Genomic DNA, 15766 nt, shown 5'->3' with positions numbered 1-15766 from the left:
TCTCAGGCCGGTTTGCCGGCCATCGGTCTCCGGGGTGACGGACTTCATTCCCGGGTGTGGGATACTGACTCTCGGGTGAACGGCGTCGAACTGGCGGCGGACACCCGAATGAAGACTTGGGCAAGCGCGACCATCGCCAGTCCGCTATGCGGCGCAGCATGTCAAGCCGTCATTCAGTACGGTGCCGAGTGGGTCCGATCTGGGTCGCTCGGCGCGAGACCATCACAAGTCCGGGAGAAGTGACCCGGACCCATAGCGAAGCCCTCGCGTGGCCGCGTCGATAGGACGCGCCCGGGGGCCTGAGGAGAAACGTGGTAGACGGTGCCCCATCTTCAGACCAGACAAATGAGCCGACACAGGAACTGCCGGACCGCCTGAGAGTCCATTCGCTCGCGCGCACCCTGGGGACCACCAGCAGGCGGGTCCTCGATGCCCTGGCCGCGCTGGACGGACGAATCCGCAGCGCGCATTCCAGCGTGGACCAGGTCGACGCGGTACGGGTTCGGGATCTCCTGGCGGCCCAGCCCGACACCGTCCCCGACGCCCCCGCGACCGCTGCGGCACCCGATGCCGGTGCCGAGCCGGAATCGCGGCTGATGCTGGAAACCGCGGAAGGCGTCGTCGAGCGACCGCCGTACATGCCGCTGTTCGTCGCCCCCCAGCCGGTGCGGGTCGAGGCCAGAGTCGACGTGGCAGTGGATGACGACGAGTCCACCGACGACTCCGCCGACGATTCCGACGACAGTGACGGCGCCGGCGATGCTGACGACGAGGGAGCGGGAGATCGTCCGGCCAACAAGCGGCGTCGCCGGGGACGTCGTGGCCGTGGTCGCGGTCGTGGCGAGCAGGGCGGCGACGGTCCCCAGGACAGCCCGAACGGGGACTCCGCAGGCCCCAGCGGCGACCAGCGTGCTGGCGAGGCGGACGGTGCCGACCAGGACGAGGACTCCGACGATGCCGACGAGTCCGATGACTCCGACAACGGCGACGACGAGAACGGTTCGGCCGACGGCGGTAGCCGCCGCCGGCGGCGCCGGAGACGGCGCAAGTCCGGAGCCGCCGAGGAAGGCGACGACAGTCCTTCGCCGGACGATCCGCCCAACACCGTCGTGCACGAGCGGGCACCGCGCAGCGGTGGCGGCAAGCAGGGCGGCGACAACGGCAGCGGTTCCGGTTCCAACGAGATCAAGGGAATCGACGGTTCCACCCGTCTGGAAGCCAAGCGTCAGCGCCGCCGGGACGGGCGCGACGCCGGCCGGCGGCGCCCGCCGGTCCTGACCGAAGCCGAATTCCTCGCCCGCCGTGAGGCCGTGGATCGGGTGATGGTGGTGCGTGACCGCGTCCGTACCGAGCCGCCGCACCCCGGCGACCGCTACACGCAGATCGCGGTGCTCGAAGACGGCATCGTGGTGGAACACTTCGTGACCTCTGCGGCTTCGGCATCGCTGGTCGGCAACATCTATCTGGGCATCGTGCAGAACGTGTTGCCGTCGATGGAGGCGGCGTTCGTCGACATCGGCCGTGGCCGCAACGGCGTGCTCTACGCGGGCGAGGTCAATTGGGAGGCCGCCGGTCTGGGCGGGTCCGACCGCCGCATCGAACAGGCCCTCAAGCCCGGCGACTACGTGGTGGTGCAGGTCAGCAAGGACCCGGTGGGGCACAAAGGCGCGCGGCTGACCACGCAGGTGTCGCTGGCCGGACGTTTCCTGGTCTATGTGCCGGGAGCTTCGTCGACCGGTATCAGCCGCAAACTGCCCGACACCGAACGTCAACGGCTCAAGGAGATCCTGCGCGAGGTGGTGCCGTCGGACGCCGGGGTCATCATCCGCACCGCATCCGAGGGAGTCAAAGAAGAGGACATCCGCGGCGACGTCACCCGGTTGCAGGAGCGCTGGAACGAAATCGACGCCAAGGCCGCCGAGACCAAGCAGAAAGCGGCCGGCGCCGCGGTCGCTCTGTACGAAGAGCCCGACGTCCTGGTCAAGGTCATCCGGGACCTGTTCAACGAAGACTTCTCCAGCCTGATCGTGTCCGGCGACGAGGCCTGGACGACCATCAACGAGTACGTGAATTCTGTTGCCCCCGAGCTGGTTTCGAAGCTCAACAAGTACGAGCCGGCGGACGGCAACGGGCCCGATGTGTTCGCGGTGCACCGCATCGACGAGCAACTCGCCAAGGCCATGGACCGCAAGGTGTGGTTGCCTTCCGGTGGCACGCTGGTGATCGACCGGACCGAGGCGATGACGGTGATCGACGTCAACACCGGCAAGTTCACCGGTTCCGGGGGAAACCTGGAGCAGACCGTCACCAAGAACAACCTGGAGGCGGCCGAGGAGATCGTGCGACAGCTGCGGCTGCGCGACATCGGCGGCATCGTGGTCATCGACTTCATCGACATGGTGCTCGAATCCAACCGCGACCTGGTGCTGCGCCGGATGACCGAGGCGCTGGCCCGCGACCGCACCCGCCACCAGGTGTCGGAGGTGACCTCGCTGGGCCTGGTCCAGCTCACCCGCAAGCGGTTGGGCACCGGGTTGATCGAGGCGTTCTCGTCATCGTGTCCCAACTGCGCCGGCCGTGGGATTCTGCTGCACGCCGATCCGGTCGACTCGGCCCCGGCGACCGGGCGCAAGTCCGAGACCAGCGGCCGTCGCAACCGGCGGTCGAAGAAGAACCGGTCCGAAGAATCCGTGGAGAAGGCGGTGGTGGCGAAGGTCCCCACGCACGCGCCCGGAGAACACCCGATGTTCAAGGCGATGGCCGCATCGTCGCGTGACGACGACGATGACGCCGACGACGCGGGCGAGGACGCATCTGTCGAGGCCGAGCAGACCACCGAGGGCGCGGTTGCGGATGCTGATGCCGCCGTCGAAGTCTTCGAGGACATCGAAGACACCGACGAGGACGACGACGACGCGGACGATGACGACACGGACGATGACGACACGGACGATGACGACACGGACGACGAGGAAGATGCTGACGACGACGAGGACCTCGATGACGATGACGAGGACCTCGACGACGAAGATGTCGACGAACTCGACGACGAAGACCTCGAGGACAACGACGATGAGGACAGCGACGACGACGAGGACGGTGAAGACGAGGACAGCGACGACGACGAGGACGACGTGGTCAGCGTCGCCACCGGCGTCGAGCAGGTGTCCGCGCCGGTGTCGGTCGCACCGCGCCGGCGGCGTGCGGCCGGCCGGCCGGCCGGGCCACCCATCCACGGGGACTGACGGCCGGGGTCGGTTTGACCCTGTAGCCGCTGGTCACGTACCCTAGGACAGTTGTCGTCAGGCCGTGCGGACGCTGGCCGACGACAGCGGGACACGCAAGCCCGCACCAGACCACCCACCGCGCAGAGTCGCTGGCACGTGCGCGAGCCAACGCAGGCAGCAGAACAGGCAGGAGTGAGACCGATGGCTACCTACGCAGTCGTCAAGACCGGCGGTAAGCAGTACAAGGTTGCCGTCGGCGACGTCGTCAAGGTCGAGAAGATCGAATCCGAGCCGGGCTCGAACGTGTCGCTGCCGGTCGCCCTGGTCGTGGACGGCGCCGACGTCACCACCGACGCCGATGCGCTCGCGAAGGTCGCCGTCACCGGCGAGGTGCTCGAGCACACCAAGGGCCCCAAGATCCGGATCCACAAGTTCAAGAACAAGACCGGCTACCACAAGCGTCAGGGACACCGTCAGCAGCTGACGGTCCTCAAGGTCACCGGAATCAAGTAAAAGGGCGGCAGACATGGCACACAAGAAGGGCGCTTCCAGCTCACGCAACGGCCGGGATTCCGCAGCTCAGCGGTTGGGCGTCAAGCGGTTCGGCGGTCAGGTCGTCAAGGCCGGCGAAATTCTGATCCGCCAGCGCGGCACCAAGTTCCACCCCGGCGTCAACGTCGGGCGCGGCGGTGACGACACCCTGTTCGCAAAGGCGGCCGGGGCGGTCCAGTTCGGCGTCAAGGGCGGCCGCAAGACCGTCAGCATCGTCGGGCCCAGCTCGGACTAGTCCGGGCCCGAGTGCCGCGGGTGCGCCCGCCGGCTTATTGAGGGGAAGCCCGATGGCTCGATTCGTCGATCGGGTGGTCATTCACGCACGCGCGGGTTCCGGCGGCAACGGCTGCGCGTCCGTCCACCGCGAGAAGTTCAAGCCCCTGGGCGGGCCCGACGGCGGCAACGGCGGCCGCGGCGGCAGCATCGTGTTCGTCGTCGACCCGCAGGTGCACACCCTGCTGGACTTCCATTTCCGACCGCATGTCACCGCGCCGTCCGGCAAGCAGGGGGCGGGCAACAATCGCGACGGCGCCGCGGGTGCCGATCTGGAGGTCAAGGTTCCCGACGGGACCGTGGTGTTGGACGAGAACGGCCGACTGCTGGCCGACCTGGTGGGCATCGGCACCCGGTTCGAAGCCGCCGCCGGCGGCCGCGGTGGTCTGGGCAATGCCGCGCTGGCCTCGCGTGCCCGCAAGGCGCCCGGCTTCGCACTGCTCGGTGAGCCCGGGCAGGCCCGGGATCTCACCCTCGAGCTCAAGACCGTCGCCGACGTCGGGTTGGTCGGGTTTCCCTCGGCCGGAAAGTCTTCGCTGGTATCGGTGATCTCAGCGGCCAAACCCAAGATCGCCGACTACCCGTTCACCACGCTGGTGCCCAACCTGGGCGTGGTGTCGGCCGGCGAGCATGCGTTCACCGTCGCCGACGTGCCGGGTTTGATTCCGGGCGCTTCGGAGGGCCGCGGCCTGGGTCTGGACTTCTTGCGGCACATCGAGCGCTGTGCGGTGCTGGTGCACGTAGTGGACTGTGCGACGGCAGATCCCGGTCGCGACCCGATCTCCGACATCGATGCGCTGGAAGCCGAACTCGCCGCGTACACGCCCACTCTGCAGGGCGATGCGGTGCTCGGTGACCTGGCCGAGCGTCCGCGTGCGGTGGTGCTGAACAAGATCGACGTTCCCGAGGCGCGTGAGTTGGCCGAGTTCGTCCTCGACGAGATCGCCGAACGCGGCTGGCCGGTGTTCCTGGTCTCCACGGCGACGCGGGAAGGCTTGCAGCCGTTGATCTTCGGGCTGTGGAAGATGGTCTCGGAATACAATGCGGCGCGGCCGGCGCCGGTGCCGCGCCGGCCGGTGATCCGTCCGGTTCCTGTCGATGAGAGCGGTTTCACCGTCGAACCCGACGGCGCGGGTGGCTTTGTGGTGACCGGTGCGCGTCCCGAGCGCTGGATCGGTCAGACGAACTTCGACAACGACGAGGCCGTCGGCTATCTCGCCGACCGCCTGGCCCGCCTCGGCGTCGAGGATGAACTGCTGCGACTGGGCGCGCGGCCCGGCTGCGCGGTGACGATCGGTGAGATGACGTTCGACTGGGAACCGCAGACTCCCGCGGGAGTGCAGGTTCCGCTGACCGGTCGGGGCACCGATGTCCGGCTGGAGCGCAATGATCGCGTCGGCGCCGCGGAGCGAAAGGCCGCTCGGCGCCAACGCCGCGAGCACGAGTCGTGATCAGCGAGCACCGCAAGGCCATCCGAACGGCGCGCAGTGTCGTCGTCAAGGTCGGCACCACCGCACTGACCACCGAGACCGGCATGTTCGACGCCGGCCGGTTGGCGGTCCTCGCCGACGCCATCGAGACCCGCATGAAGGCGGGCACCGACGTCGTCATCGTGTCCTCGGGTGCCATCGCCGCAGGCATCGAGCCGCTCGGATTATCGCGTCGGCCCAAGGATTTGGCGACCAAACAGGCCGCGGCCAGCGTCGGGCAGGTGGCCCTGGTGAACTCCTGGAGCGCCGCTTTTGCCCGCTACGGCCGCACCGTGGGGCAGGTGCTGTTGACCGCGCACGATATCTCGATGCGGGTGCAGCACAACAACGCTCAGCGCACCCTGGACCGGTTGCGGGCACTGCACGCGGTCGCGATCGTCAACGAGAACGACACGGTGGCCACCAACGAGATCCGGTTCGGCGACAACGACCGGCTCTCGGCGCTGGTGGCGCATCTGGTGGGTGCCGACGCGTTGGTGCTGCTGTCCGACATCGACGGGCTCTACGATGCGGATCCGCGAAAGTCCGCCACTGCCAGGTTCATTCCGGAGGTGCGGGGTCCGCAGGATCTGACCGGAGTGGTCGCCGGGCAGAGCAGTCATCTGGGCACCGGCGGCATGGCATCGAAGATGTCGTCGGCGCTGCTGGCCGCCGACGCCGGGTTGCCGGTGTTGCTTGCTCCGGCAGCCGAAGTCGCTCAGGCGCTCACCGACGCGTCGGTGGGCACGGTGTTTGCGCCGCGCGCCGAACGGATGTCGGCGCGACGATTCTGGGTGCGGTATGCCGCCGAGTCCACCGGGTCACTGGTCCTGGACGACGGCGCGGTGCGCGCCGTTGTGACGCAACGGCGTTCGTTGCTGCCTGCCGGCATCACCGGGGTTTCGGGCAAGTTCTTCGGCGGCGACGTCGTCGAATTGTGCGGATCGGAAGGGGTGGTGGTGGCCCGGGGTGTGGTCGCGTACGACGCGGGTGAACTGGCCGGCATGATCGGCCGTTCCACCTCGGACCTACCCGGTGAATTACGCCGTCCGGCGGTACACGCCGACGATCTGGTAGTCGTGCAACAACTTCAGTAGGTCACTGCGCAGGCTGTAGATACAGTGAGCCCCAGACTATTTCAGTCAGGGTCGCGGCCAGCTGGGTGTCGTACTCCGACGGCTGGACCGGCAGGTTCTGGTGGCAGGCCCGCTCGACCATCCAGGTCAATGCGCTGGCGGTGGTCACCGCATGCAGCTGCGGACGGATCGACCCGTCGGCCTGGCCTTCTTCGATGACCCGCGTCAAGCGCCCGCTGACGTTGTTCAGCAGGTCGCGGTAGGCCTGCGCGGTCGTGGGGTCGTAACCGGAGACTTCGTTGAGCGCCACCAGAACTGGTTGGTGACGACGGAAATTGGCGATGATGCTGGCCATTGCCACCCGGGCGTCATCGGGATTATGCCGCCAGGCCACGTCCCACCAGCGCTCTCCACTGGTAGTCAGGTCGTCGAGTACCTGATTGGCGAGGCGGCGCAACAGGTGGCCCTTGTCTTCGAAGTAGATGTAGAAGCTGGCCCGCGAGATGCCGGCCTCGGTGGCCAGGCGATCGACGCTGAGTTCGGTGAAGCTGGTGCCGTCGCGCATCAGCCGTTCGGTGGCCTCCAACAGCCGGCGTTCCATCTGCTCTTGCCGCTGCTCACGCTCCTGCTGGCGATTGCCCTGGGATTTGCGTGTCACGGCCGGCATTCGACGAGCATAACCGACCCATGGACGTCTTGACTAGACGAAGTGTCTAAGCATATCGTCGAATCAACGGAAGGACGCATTCATGAGCACATCTGTGCAGCCCGCCACCCGCCCTTATGATGCGATCGACCTGTCCTCCAAGGCTTTTTGGTCGACGACGGCCGCCGACCGGGAACGATCTTTCGCCACATTGCGAGCCGAGCGGCCGGTCAGCTGGCAGCCGCCGGTAGAAGGCGACCTGATCGACAATCCGGCCGATCCCGGCTACTGGGCGGTGACCCGCCGTGCGGACATCGTCGAGGTCAGTCGCACCAATGAGGTGTTCCTGTCCGGCAAGGGCGTCATGTTCGCCGACATCCCCGAAGAGTTGCTGGAGGCGTCGCAGTCCTTCCTGGCGATGGACCCGCCGCGGCACACCAAACTTCGCAAGCTGGCCAGCGCGGCGTTCACCCCCCGACAGGTCCGGCGTATCGAAGATTCGATCAAGCACAACGCCAAGGTCATCGTCGAGGAACTGCGGGCCGCCGGCAGCGGCGCCGACTTCGTCGACATCTGCGCCAAAGAACTGCCAATCCGCACCCTGTCGGACATGATGGGCATCCCGGAATCCGAGCGCCACCAGGTGGCAAGCGCGGCCGACGCCGTGGTCTCCTGGGCTGATCCCGAATTCCTCGACGGTCGCAACCCGCTCGAGTTGCTGTTCCAGAATCAGCTGTACCTGCACCAGGTGGCCGGAGCGCTGGCCGCGCAGCGCCGCGAACAGCCAGGAGACGATCTGTTCAGCAGCCTGGTGACCGCCGAAGTGGACGGTGATCGCCTGACCGACGCGGAGGTGGCCGCCTTCTTCGTCCTGCTCGCCGTGGCCGGCAACGACACCACCCGCCAGACCGCCAGTCACGCATTGAAGGCGCTCACCGACTTTCCCGACCAAAAAGATTGGCTTTCCAGTGATTTCGACAACCGCATCGGCACAGCGGTCGAGGAGTTCATCCGGTGGGCCACCCCGGTGATGACCTTTCGCCGTACTGCGGCAAAGGATTACGAACTCGGTGGTCAGACCATCCGGGCCGGGGAGAAGGTCGCCATGTTCTACGCCTCGGGAAACTGGGACCGCGACGCCTTCGACCATCCCGAACGGTTGGACCTGGGCCGCAATCCCAATCCGCATGTGGGCTTCGGCGGTGGTGGCGTGCACTTCTGCCTCGGCGCGCACGTGGCGCGAGCACAGCTGCGTGCCCTGTTCGGCGAACTACTGCGCCAGGTGCCGGAAATTCAGGCCGGCGAACCGTCTTACGTCGTCGGCAATTTCATTCACGCCATCCGGCGCATGCCCTGCACTTTCTGACAGCTCGGCGCAACAGGAGTACAGTCGCGCACGCTTGTAGGGCTGTGCTCCTGACCCGTCCGACCACGGCGCTGTCGCCGGTCTGGTCGTCGCCAAGAATCTGTTGAGAATCCGCACAGTCGCTTCCGAGAAGCTCGTCACATCAGCGAGTTGGTCACCCTGACCGGTCGCACATGCCAGAGATTCGGAGAAGACCATGTGGGCATTGACAACATCGAACGGACTGCGCGTCGACAACATCCGGTACGAGCACGACGCCCGGATGGCCGTTCACAACCTGGGTTATCCGCGAGTCATCGGTCCCTACTCCTGGCAGGTGATCGACAACCAGGGCCGCCAGTTCGTCGCCGAGGTCAGAAGGGCGCGTTGACGCTCAGTTCGGTGACTAACAAGCTCAACATCTCCGAACAGCCCCCGTCGACCTTGACGTCAGCCATGTCGTCACCCCGGGTGCGACCCCGATTGACGATCGCCACCGGCGTGCCGGTGGCGGCGGCGTGGCGCACAAATCGGTACCCGGAGAACACCGTCAGCGACGAACCTGCTACCAACAGGGCATCAGCCTGATCGACAAGTGAATAGGATTGAGCGACGCGGTCTTTCGGTACGCTCTCACCGAAATACACGATGTCGGGTTTGAGCATGCCGCCGCACCGCGGACAGTTCAGGTAGCGGAACGAGTCGGTCTCTTCGACGACGGCGTCGGCGTCCGGAGCCACCGCCAACCCACCGACGGCTTCGGCACGTTCGGTGAAGCCCGGGTTGAGCGCTTCGAGTTCGTCCGCCAGCGCCTCGCGGCTCATGGTGAAGCTGCAGTCCAGACAGGCCACCTGCGCATAGGTGCCGTGCAGATTGATGACGTGCCGGCTGCCGGCCTTGGTGTGCAGCAGGTCGACGTTCTGGGTGATCAGCCCGGTCACCGCGCCCGCCTGCTCCAACGCGGCCAGCGCCCGATGCCCGGCATTGGGCCGGGTGTCGTCCATGTGTCGCCAGCCGACGTGGTTGCGCGCCCAGTACCGCTGCCGGAACGCGGGGTCGGAGGTGAACTGGCGGATCGTCATGGGATTGCTGGGCGGCGACTCCGGACCCCGATAGTCGGGGATGCCGGAATCGGTGGACAGCCCCGCGCCGGTGAGTACCGCCACGCGCCGACCGCTCAGCAGCGCGACCAGTTCGGGGGATTCCACCCCTTCGAGGATAGAACGCTGCGGGGTCCCGCCGAGCCGGCGACCACGGCTCGAGCAGCCCTTCGCGGTTCGGATGTTTGCCCGAACTCTGCGGGGGCAACATCGGGCGTAGTAGTGGGCCACGTGACAATGAGGGGCGATGAGCTTCTATTCCGCATATCAGCACGGGTTCGTGCGCGTCGCCGCATGCACGCACCAGACCACAATTGCCGACCCGGCAGCTAACGCCAAGTCAGTACTGGAGTTGGCGCGCGCCAGTCATGAGGAGGGTGTCGGGCTGGCGATCTTTCCGGAGCTGACGCTGACGGGATATTCGATCGAGGACATCCTGCTGCAAGATGCCCTGCTGAACGCAGTCGAGGAAGCGTTGCTCGACATCATTGCGGCGTCCGCGGACCTACTGCCCGTGCTGGTCGTCGGCGCGCCGCTGCGGCGACTGCACCGCATCTACAACACCGCTGTCGTCATTCACCGCGGCGCGGTGCTCGGGGTGGTGCCCAAGTCCTATCTGCCGACCTATCGGGAGTTCTACGAGCATCGGCAGATCGCGCCCGGGGACAGTGAGCGGGGCACGATCCGATTCAGGGACGTCGAAGCCCCGTTCGGTGCCGATCTGCTGTTCGCCGCCTCTGATGTGCCAGGCCTCGTGCTGCACGTCGAAGTCTGTGAGGACATGTTCGTTCCGGTCCCCCCCAGCGCTGAGGCGGCGCTGGCGGGCGCGACGGTGCTGGCCAATCTTTCCGGCAGTCCGATCACCATCGGGCGTGCTGAGGACCGTTGCCTGTTGGCGCGGTCCGCATCGGCGCGGTGCCTGGCCGCGTACCTCTATGCCGCGGCGGGGGAGGGCGAGTCGACAACGGACCTGGCTTGGGACGGTCAGACGATGATCTGGGAGAACGGCACCGAGCTTGCGTGTTCGGAGCGCTTTCCCAAGGGGCCGCGCCGGTCGGTCGCCGACGTCGACCTGGAGTTGCTGCGCTCCGAGCGGCTACGGATGGGCACCTTCGACGACAACCGTCGCCACCACCGGGCGACCGCCGACTCGTTCCGTCGCATCGACTTCCGGCTCGACCCACCCGACGGCGACATCGGCTTGCTGCGCAACATCGAGCGGTTTCCCTTCGTCCCGGCCAATCGTGAACGGCTGGAACAGGATTGCTATGAGGCCTACAACATCCAGGTGTCTGGCCTCGAGCAGCGGCTACGCGCACTGGATTATCCGAAGCTCGTCATCGGTGTGTCCGGAGGTTTGGATTCCACCCACGCCCTGATCGTCGCGGCCAAGGCGATGGATCGGGAGGAGCGTCCCCGCAGCGACATCCTGGGATTCACCTTGCCCGGCTTCGCCACCGGCGATCACACCAAGAACAACGCGATCAAACTCGGTGAAGCGTTGGGAATCACCTTCGAGGAGATCGACATCCGCGAAACCGCCAACCGCATGTTCGAGGAGATCGGCCACCCGTTCGCCCGCGGCGAGAAGGTCTACGACGTCACCTTCGAGAACGTGCAAGCGGGACTGCGCACCGATTATCTGTTCCGCTTGGCCAACCAGCGCGGCGGCATAGTCCTTGGCACCGGCGACCTTTCGGAGCTGGCACTGGGGTGGTCGACGTATGGCGTCGGCGATCAGATGTCGCACTACAACGTCAACGGCGGTGTACCCAAGACGCTCATTCAGCACCTGATCCGGTGGGTCATCTCGTCCGAGCAGTTCGAGCAGGAGGTGTCCGATGTGCTGCAGTCGGTCGTCGACACCAAGATCACCCCGGAACTGGTGCCTGCCGGCGAGGAGGAAGACCTGCAGAGCAGCGAGGAGAAGGTCGGACCGTATGCACTGCAGGATTTTTCGCTCTTCCAAGTACTGCGGTACGGATTCCGGCCTTCCAAGATCGCCTTCCTGGCCTGGCATGCCTGGCACGATCCCGACCAAGGCGAATGGCCGCCCGGATTTCCCGAGCAGAATCGCCCCTCCTATTCGTTGAGCGAAATCAGGCACTGGCTTGAGGTTTTCGCGAAGCGGTTCTACTCGTTCAGCCAATTCAAGCGCTCTGCATTGCCCAATGGCCCCAAGGTGTCTCACGGCGGGTCACTCTCGCCGCGCGGGGATTGGCGTGCGCCGTCGGACATGTCGGCACGGATCTGGCTCGACGAGATCGAGCGAGAGATCCCCGAAGACTGAGCTTCCCGCACTCCTGACGTCACCACCACACGAGCACCGCGGGTAAATCACAGGCCGACTCCGCATCACCTTTCGGTGAAGGCGCGGACACAGCAAGGCCTCACTTCTGCGCGGAGTCCCGCTAGCGGCAGCCCGCGAACTAGTGTGCACCAAGATCGGAGACCCGTAACGAACCGGCGGCAGAAGGGAAGCCGATTGACGTCGGCTGAGCCAACAGAGGCAGCACCGGAGATTGAGAGTGCTCCGGGTAAGAAGCGCGCCACCGGGTTCCTGTCTCGCATCCGCTCCCGGGTAAGTATCCAGTCTAAAATACTTGTCGCCCTACTACTCTCGAGCATCCTGTCGGTGGCGGTGATCGGCCTCATCGGTGCTCTCTCCGGCCGCAGTGCGTTGCGGGAAGTCGAGTCCGAGCGGCTCATCGAGTTGCGCGAATCCCAGAAGCGCCAGATCGACGCGCTGTTCTCGGAAGTGGCCAACTCTCTGGACGTCTACAGCGGCGGATTCAGCGTCAACCAGGCTGTGCTGGCGCTCACCGCGGGGTTCAGTCAACTGGCTACCGCGACGATCAACCCCGCCCAGCAGCAGGCGATCACGAGCTATTACGACAACCAGATGATCAAGCCCGTCAAGCAGGTGACCGGGGAGGAGATCGATCTCAACGCAGTCCTGCCGAATACCAACTCCCAGAAGTACCTGCAGGCCAACTACACCGCCGCGGTGCGCCCCAACTCGGAGCCGGTGCTGGATGCCGGCGACGGCAGCGCCTGGTCGGCGGCCAACGCGCGCTACGACTTTTACATGCGTGACATCGTCAACCGGTTCGACTACCGGGATGCGCTGTTGTTCGACCTGGACGGCAATGTCGTGTACTCGGTCCGCAAGGGGCCGGACCTCGGCACCAATATCCTGACCGGGCCCTATCGGGAATCCAATCTGCGTGATGCGTACCGGAAAGCGTTGCGGTCCAACGATGTCGAGTACGTCTGGATCACCGACTTCCAGCCCTACCAGCCCGCGCTGGGCGCTCCGACCGCGTGGGCGGTCTCACCCATCGGCATCGACGGCAAGATCGACGGCGTGATGGCGTTGCCGTTGCCGATCGCCAAGATCAACAAGATCATGACCGCCGACAAGCATTGGCAAGCCGCCGGGATGGGTGCGGCGACCGAGACGTACCTGACCGGTCCCGATGGCCTGATGCGTTCGGATTCGCGGCTTTTCCTGGAAGATCCCAAAGAGTACCGGCATCAGGTGATCGCCACCGGCACGTCGTCCGAAATCCCGGACCGGGCGATGAAACTGGGCGGCACCACGCTGGTGCAGCCGGTCAAGAGTGCCGGCGTGCAGGCCGCGCTGCGCGGCGAGACCGGCGTCATGCGCGGCACCGACTACACCGGCAACCAAGAGCTGGAAGCCTATGCGCCGTTGGACATTCCGAACTCCGACCTGCACTGGGCGATCCTGGCAACCCGGGATGATTCGGACGCCTTCGCGCGGTTGGGACGGTTCAGCAAGACGCTGGCGGTCGCGGTCACGGCGATGATCTTTGTGATCAGTGTGGCTTCGATGCTCATTGCGCAGGCCGCTGTTCGCCCGTTGCGGCGGTTGGAGCTGGGCACCCAGAAAATCAGTTCCGGTGACTACGAGGTCACGATCCCGATCACGTCGCGTGACGAAATCGGAGATCTCACCAATGCTTTCAATGAAATGAGTCGCAATCTTGCGATCAAGGAAGAGCTTCTCAACGAGCAACGCCGAGAAAACGACCGGCTACTGCTGGCATTGATGCCGGAGTCCGTCGTCCAGCGCTATCGCGAGGGGGAGGCCACCGTCGCGCAAATGCATCAGGACGTTGCCATTATCTTCGCCGACATCGTCGGGGTCGACGAGATCTCCAACGACCTGACCGGACAGGAACTGGTCGAAGTCGTCGACGATCTGTTCCGTCAGTTCGATGCGGCGGCCGAAGCCCGCGGCGTCGAACGGATTCGAACCTTTCACAACGGTTATCTCGCCAGCTGCGGCGTCATCACACCGCGGCTCGACAGCATCCACCGCAGCATCGAATTCGCGCTCGAAATGCGGCGGGTCATCGAGCGTTTCAACAGCAAGAGTCGGCACGTGCTGGGCCTGCGCGTCGGCATCAACACGGGAAACGTCGTCAGCGGACTGGTTGGCCAGTCCGGACTCGTCTACGACATGTGGGGCGCGGCGGTGAGCCTCGCATACCAGATGCACAGCGGCGCACCGCAACCCGGCATCTATGTGGCGGCACAGGTGTACGAGGCGATGCGTGACACCCGTAAGTTCACACCGGCCGGCACCATCCTGGTTGGCGGTACCGAACAGACGATCTACCGGCTGATCGAGCGACAATGACGAATCCGCTGCATTCTTCGTGGTTCTACTGGGCACTTGCGGTGGCGATCGGCTTTCCGCTCGGGTTGATCCTGCTCACCGAACTGCAACACTCGCTCGTTCGCCGACGGAGTCGGCTCACTCGGCAGGTCAGCATGGTGCGCAACTGGCTGCTGCCGCTCGGTGCGCTGTTGCTGCTGCTGGTCAAGACTTCCCAGATTCCGGCCGGCGACGCCCCGGTTCGCTTACTCACCACGCTGTTCGGGTTCCTGGTCCTGGTGCTGTTGCTATCCGGGCTCAATGCAACCGTGTTCGAAGGTGCGCCCGAAGAGAGTTGGCGCAAGCGGGTTCCGGCGATCTTCCTCGACGTCGCTCGCTTCGCGCTGATCGGGCTCGGCCTGGCCGTGATCCTGTCCTACATCTGGGGCGTCCGCGTCGGCGGCGTTTTCACCGCCCTGGGCATCACGTCGGTGGTCATCGGGTTGATGCTGCAGAACTCCGTCGGCCAGATCGTGTCGGGTTTGTTCATGCTGTTCGAACAGCCGTTCCGGATCAACGACTGGTTGGACACCCAGACGGCGCGGGGACGCGTCATCGAAGTGAACTGGCGGGCCGTACACATTCAGACCGGCAGCGGACTGCGGATCATGCCGAACTCGATGCTGGCCAGCACGGCGTTCACCAACCTCAGCCGCCCGGCGGGCCCGCACAAGTGCTCGATCACCACCACCTTCGCCACCACGGACCCGCCGGACCAGGTGTGCGCCATGCTGTCGACGGTCGCCAGCGGGCTGCCGCTCATCCAGGCCGGTACCGTTCCGGCCTCGATCGCCCTGGGCGGCGGCGGATACCGCACCACGCTCATGGTCACCTCACCGGCCGACGAAGGAGCCACGCAGTCGACCTTCCTGCGCTGGATCTGGTACACCGCGCGGCGGCAGCAACTGCACCTCGACGGCGCCGAGGATGATTTCTCGACGCCCGCCCGGGTCATGGAAGCCCTGCGCACCGTGGTGGCGAGCGAGCTGCGGCTCACCCTGACCGACCAGCAGTTCCTCGCCCCGTACGCCAGAATCGTGCGGTACGGCGCGGACGAGGTCGTGCAGTACCCGGGAGCGGTGCCCACTGCGATGACCTTCCTCATCGCCGGCAGAGTGCGACTGACCGTGACCGACGAGGACGGCGTGATGGTGCCGGTCTCGACTCTGGATGAAGGTTCTTTCATCGGTGTCACCGCGCTGACTCGGCAACCCAACGTGGCGGGTGCGTATGCGCTCGACGAAGTGACCGCGCTGGAGATCGACCGCGAACACCTGGAAAAGATCGTGATGAACAAGCCGATGCTGCTCCAGGACCTGGGCCGAATCATCGAGGAACGGCAAAGTACCGCGCGGCGCATCTCCCGGCGGGAGAGGGTCAGCTGACCCTCC

The 15766-nt window shown here is 65.7% G+C and carries 12 protein-coding genes; 10 read left to right on the top strand and 2 right to left on the bottom strand.

Annotated features, from left to right (window positions below; genetic code table 11):
- Positions 1-311: 311 nt before the first annotated feature.
- From rne to proB, 5 genes are all read left to right on the top strand, one after another.
- Positions 312-3245 (top strand): ribonuclease E, encoded by a 2934-nt coding sequence (gene rne, locus ACZYZ9_RS03850; RefSeq protein WP_463824853.1) that lies wholly within the window; start codon positions 312-314, stop codon positions 3243-3245.
- Between the two features lie 183 nt (positions 3246-3428).
- The gene (gene rplU, locus ACZYZ9_RS03845) at positions 3429-3740 is read left to right on the top strand and encodes a 50S ribosomal protein L21 (RefSeq protein WP_463824852.1); all 312 of its coding nucleotides are present in this window, start codon (positions 3429-3431) and stop codon (positions 3738-3740) included.
- A gap of 13 nt (positions 3741-3753) precedes the next feature.
- Positions 3754-4014 (top strand): 50S ribosomal protein L27, encoded by a 261-nt coding sequence (gene rpmA, locus ACZYZ9_RS03840; RefSeq protein ID WP_463824851.1) that lies wholly within the window; start codon positions 3754-3756, stop codon positions 4012-4014.
- A 52-nt stretch (positions 4015-4066) separates the two neighbouring features.
- Positions 4067-5503, top strand: coding sequence for a GTPase ObgE (obgE, locus tag ACZYZ9_RS03835; protein WP_463824850.1), 1437 nt, complete (start codon positions 4067-4069; stop codon positions 5501-5503).
- A complete protein-coding gene (gene proB / locus ACZYZ9_RS03830; RefSeq protein WP_463824849.1) occupies positions 5500-6618 on the top strand; it encodes a glutamate 5-kinase in 1119 nt (372 codons plus the stop codon). Before obgE ends, proB begins: the two co-directional genes overlap by 4 nt.
- 1 nt (position 6619) lies before the next feature.
- On the opposite strand, the gene ACZYZ9_RS03825 is transcribed toward proB, so the two are convergent.
- Positions 6620-7264: a TetR/AcrR family transcriptional regulator gene (locus tag ACZYZ9_RS03825; protein WP_463824848.1), complete on the bottom strand. Its 645-nt coding sequence runs from the start codon at positions 7262-7264 to the stop codon at positions 6620-6622.
- Positions 7265-7346: 82 nt separating this feature from the next.
- On the opposite strand from ACZYZ9_RS03825, the gene ACZYZ9_RS03820 reads away from it, so the two are divergent.
- Both ACZYZ9_RS03820 and ACZYZ9_RS03815 read left to right on the top strand, forming a co-directional pair.
- Entirely contained in the window at positions 7347-8609 is a 1263-nt protein-coding gene (locus ACZYZ9_RS03820) for a cytochrome P450 (RefSeq protein ID WP_463824847.1), read from the top strand.
- A gap of 205 nt (positions 8610-8814) precedes the next feature.
- Positions 8815-8979, top strand: coding sequence for a hypothetical protein (locus tag ACZYZ9_RS03815; protein ID WP_463824846.1), 165 nt, complete (start codon positions 8815-8817; stop codon positions 8977-8979).
- Here ACZYZ9_RS03815 and ACZYZ9_RS03810 read toward each other — a convergent pair.
- Positions 8963-9796: an NAD-dependent protein deacetylase gene (locus ACZYZ9_RS03810; protein ID WP_463824845.1), complete on the bottom strand. Its 834-nt coding sequence runs from the start codon at positions 9794-9796 to the stop codon at positions 8963-8965. The genes ACZYZ9_RS03815 and ACZYZ9_RS03810 overlap by 17 nt on opposite strands.
- 139 nt (positions 9797-9935) lie before the next feature.
- On the opposite strand from ACZYZ9_RS03810, the gene ACZYZ9_RS03805 reads away from it, so the two are divergent.
- The 3 genes from ACZYZ9_RS03805 to ACZYZ9_RS03795 all read left to right on the top strand — a co-directional run bounded on the left by ACZYZ9_RS03805 (position 9936) and on the right by ACZYZ9_RS03795 (position 15760).
- Positions 9936-11978, top strand: a complete 2043-nt coding sequence (locus ACZYZ9_RS03805; RefSeq protein WP_463824844.1) for an NAD(+) synthase — start codon at positions 9936-9938, stop codon at positions 11976-11978.
- 195 nt (positions 11979-12173) lie between these two features.
- Positions 12174-14357, top strand: coding sequence for an adenylate/guanylate cyclase domain-containing protein (locus ACZYZ9_RS03800; RefSeq protein ID WP_463824843.1), 2184 nt, complete (start codon positions 12174-12176; stop codon positions 14355-14357).
- Positions 14354-15760, top strand: coding sequence for a mechanosensitive ion channel domain-containing protein (locus tag ACZYZ9_RS03795; RefSeq protein ID WP_463824842.1), 1407 nt, complete (start codon positions 14354-14356; stop codon positions 15758-15760). Before ACZYZ9_RS03800 ends, ACZYZ9_RS03795 begins: the two co-directional genes overlap by 4 nt.
- Positions 15761-15766: the final 6 nt, after the last annotated feature.

Source organism: Mycobacterium sp. IDUB_28, assembly GCF_055419285.1.
The sequence above is the reverse complement of the archived record's forward strand: the minus strand, read 5'-3'. Positions and strand labels throughout refer to the sequence as shown.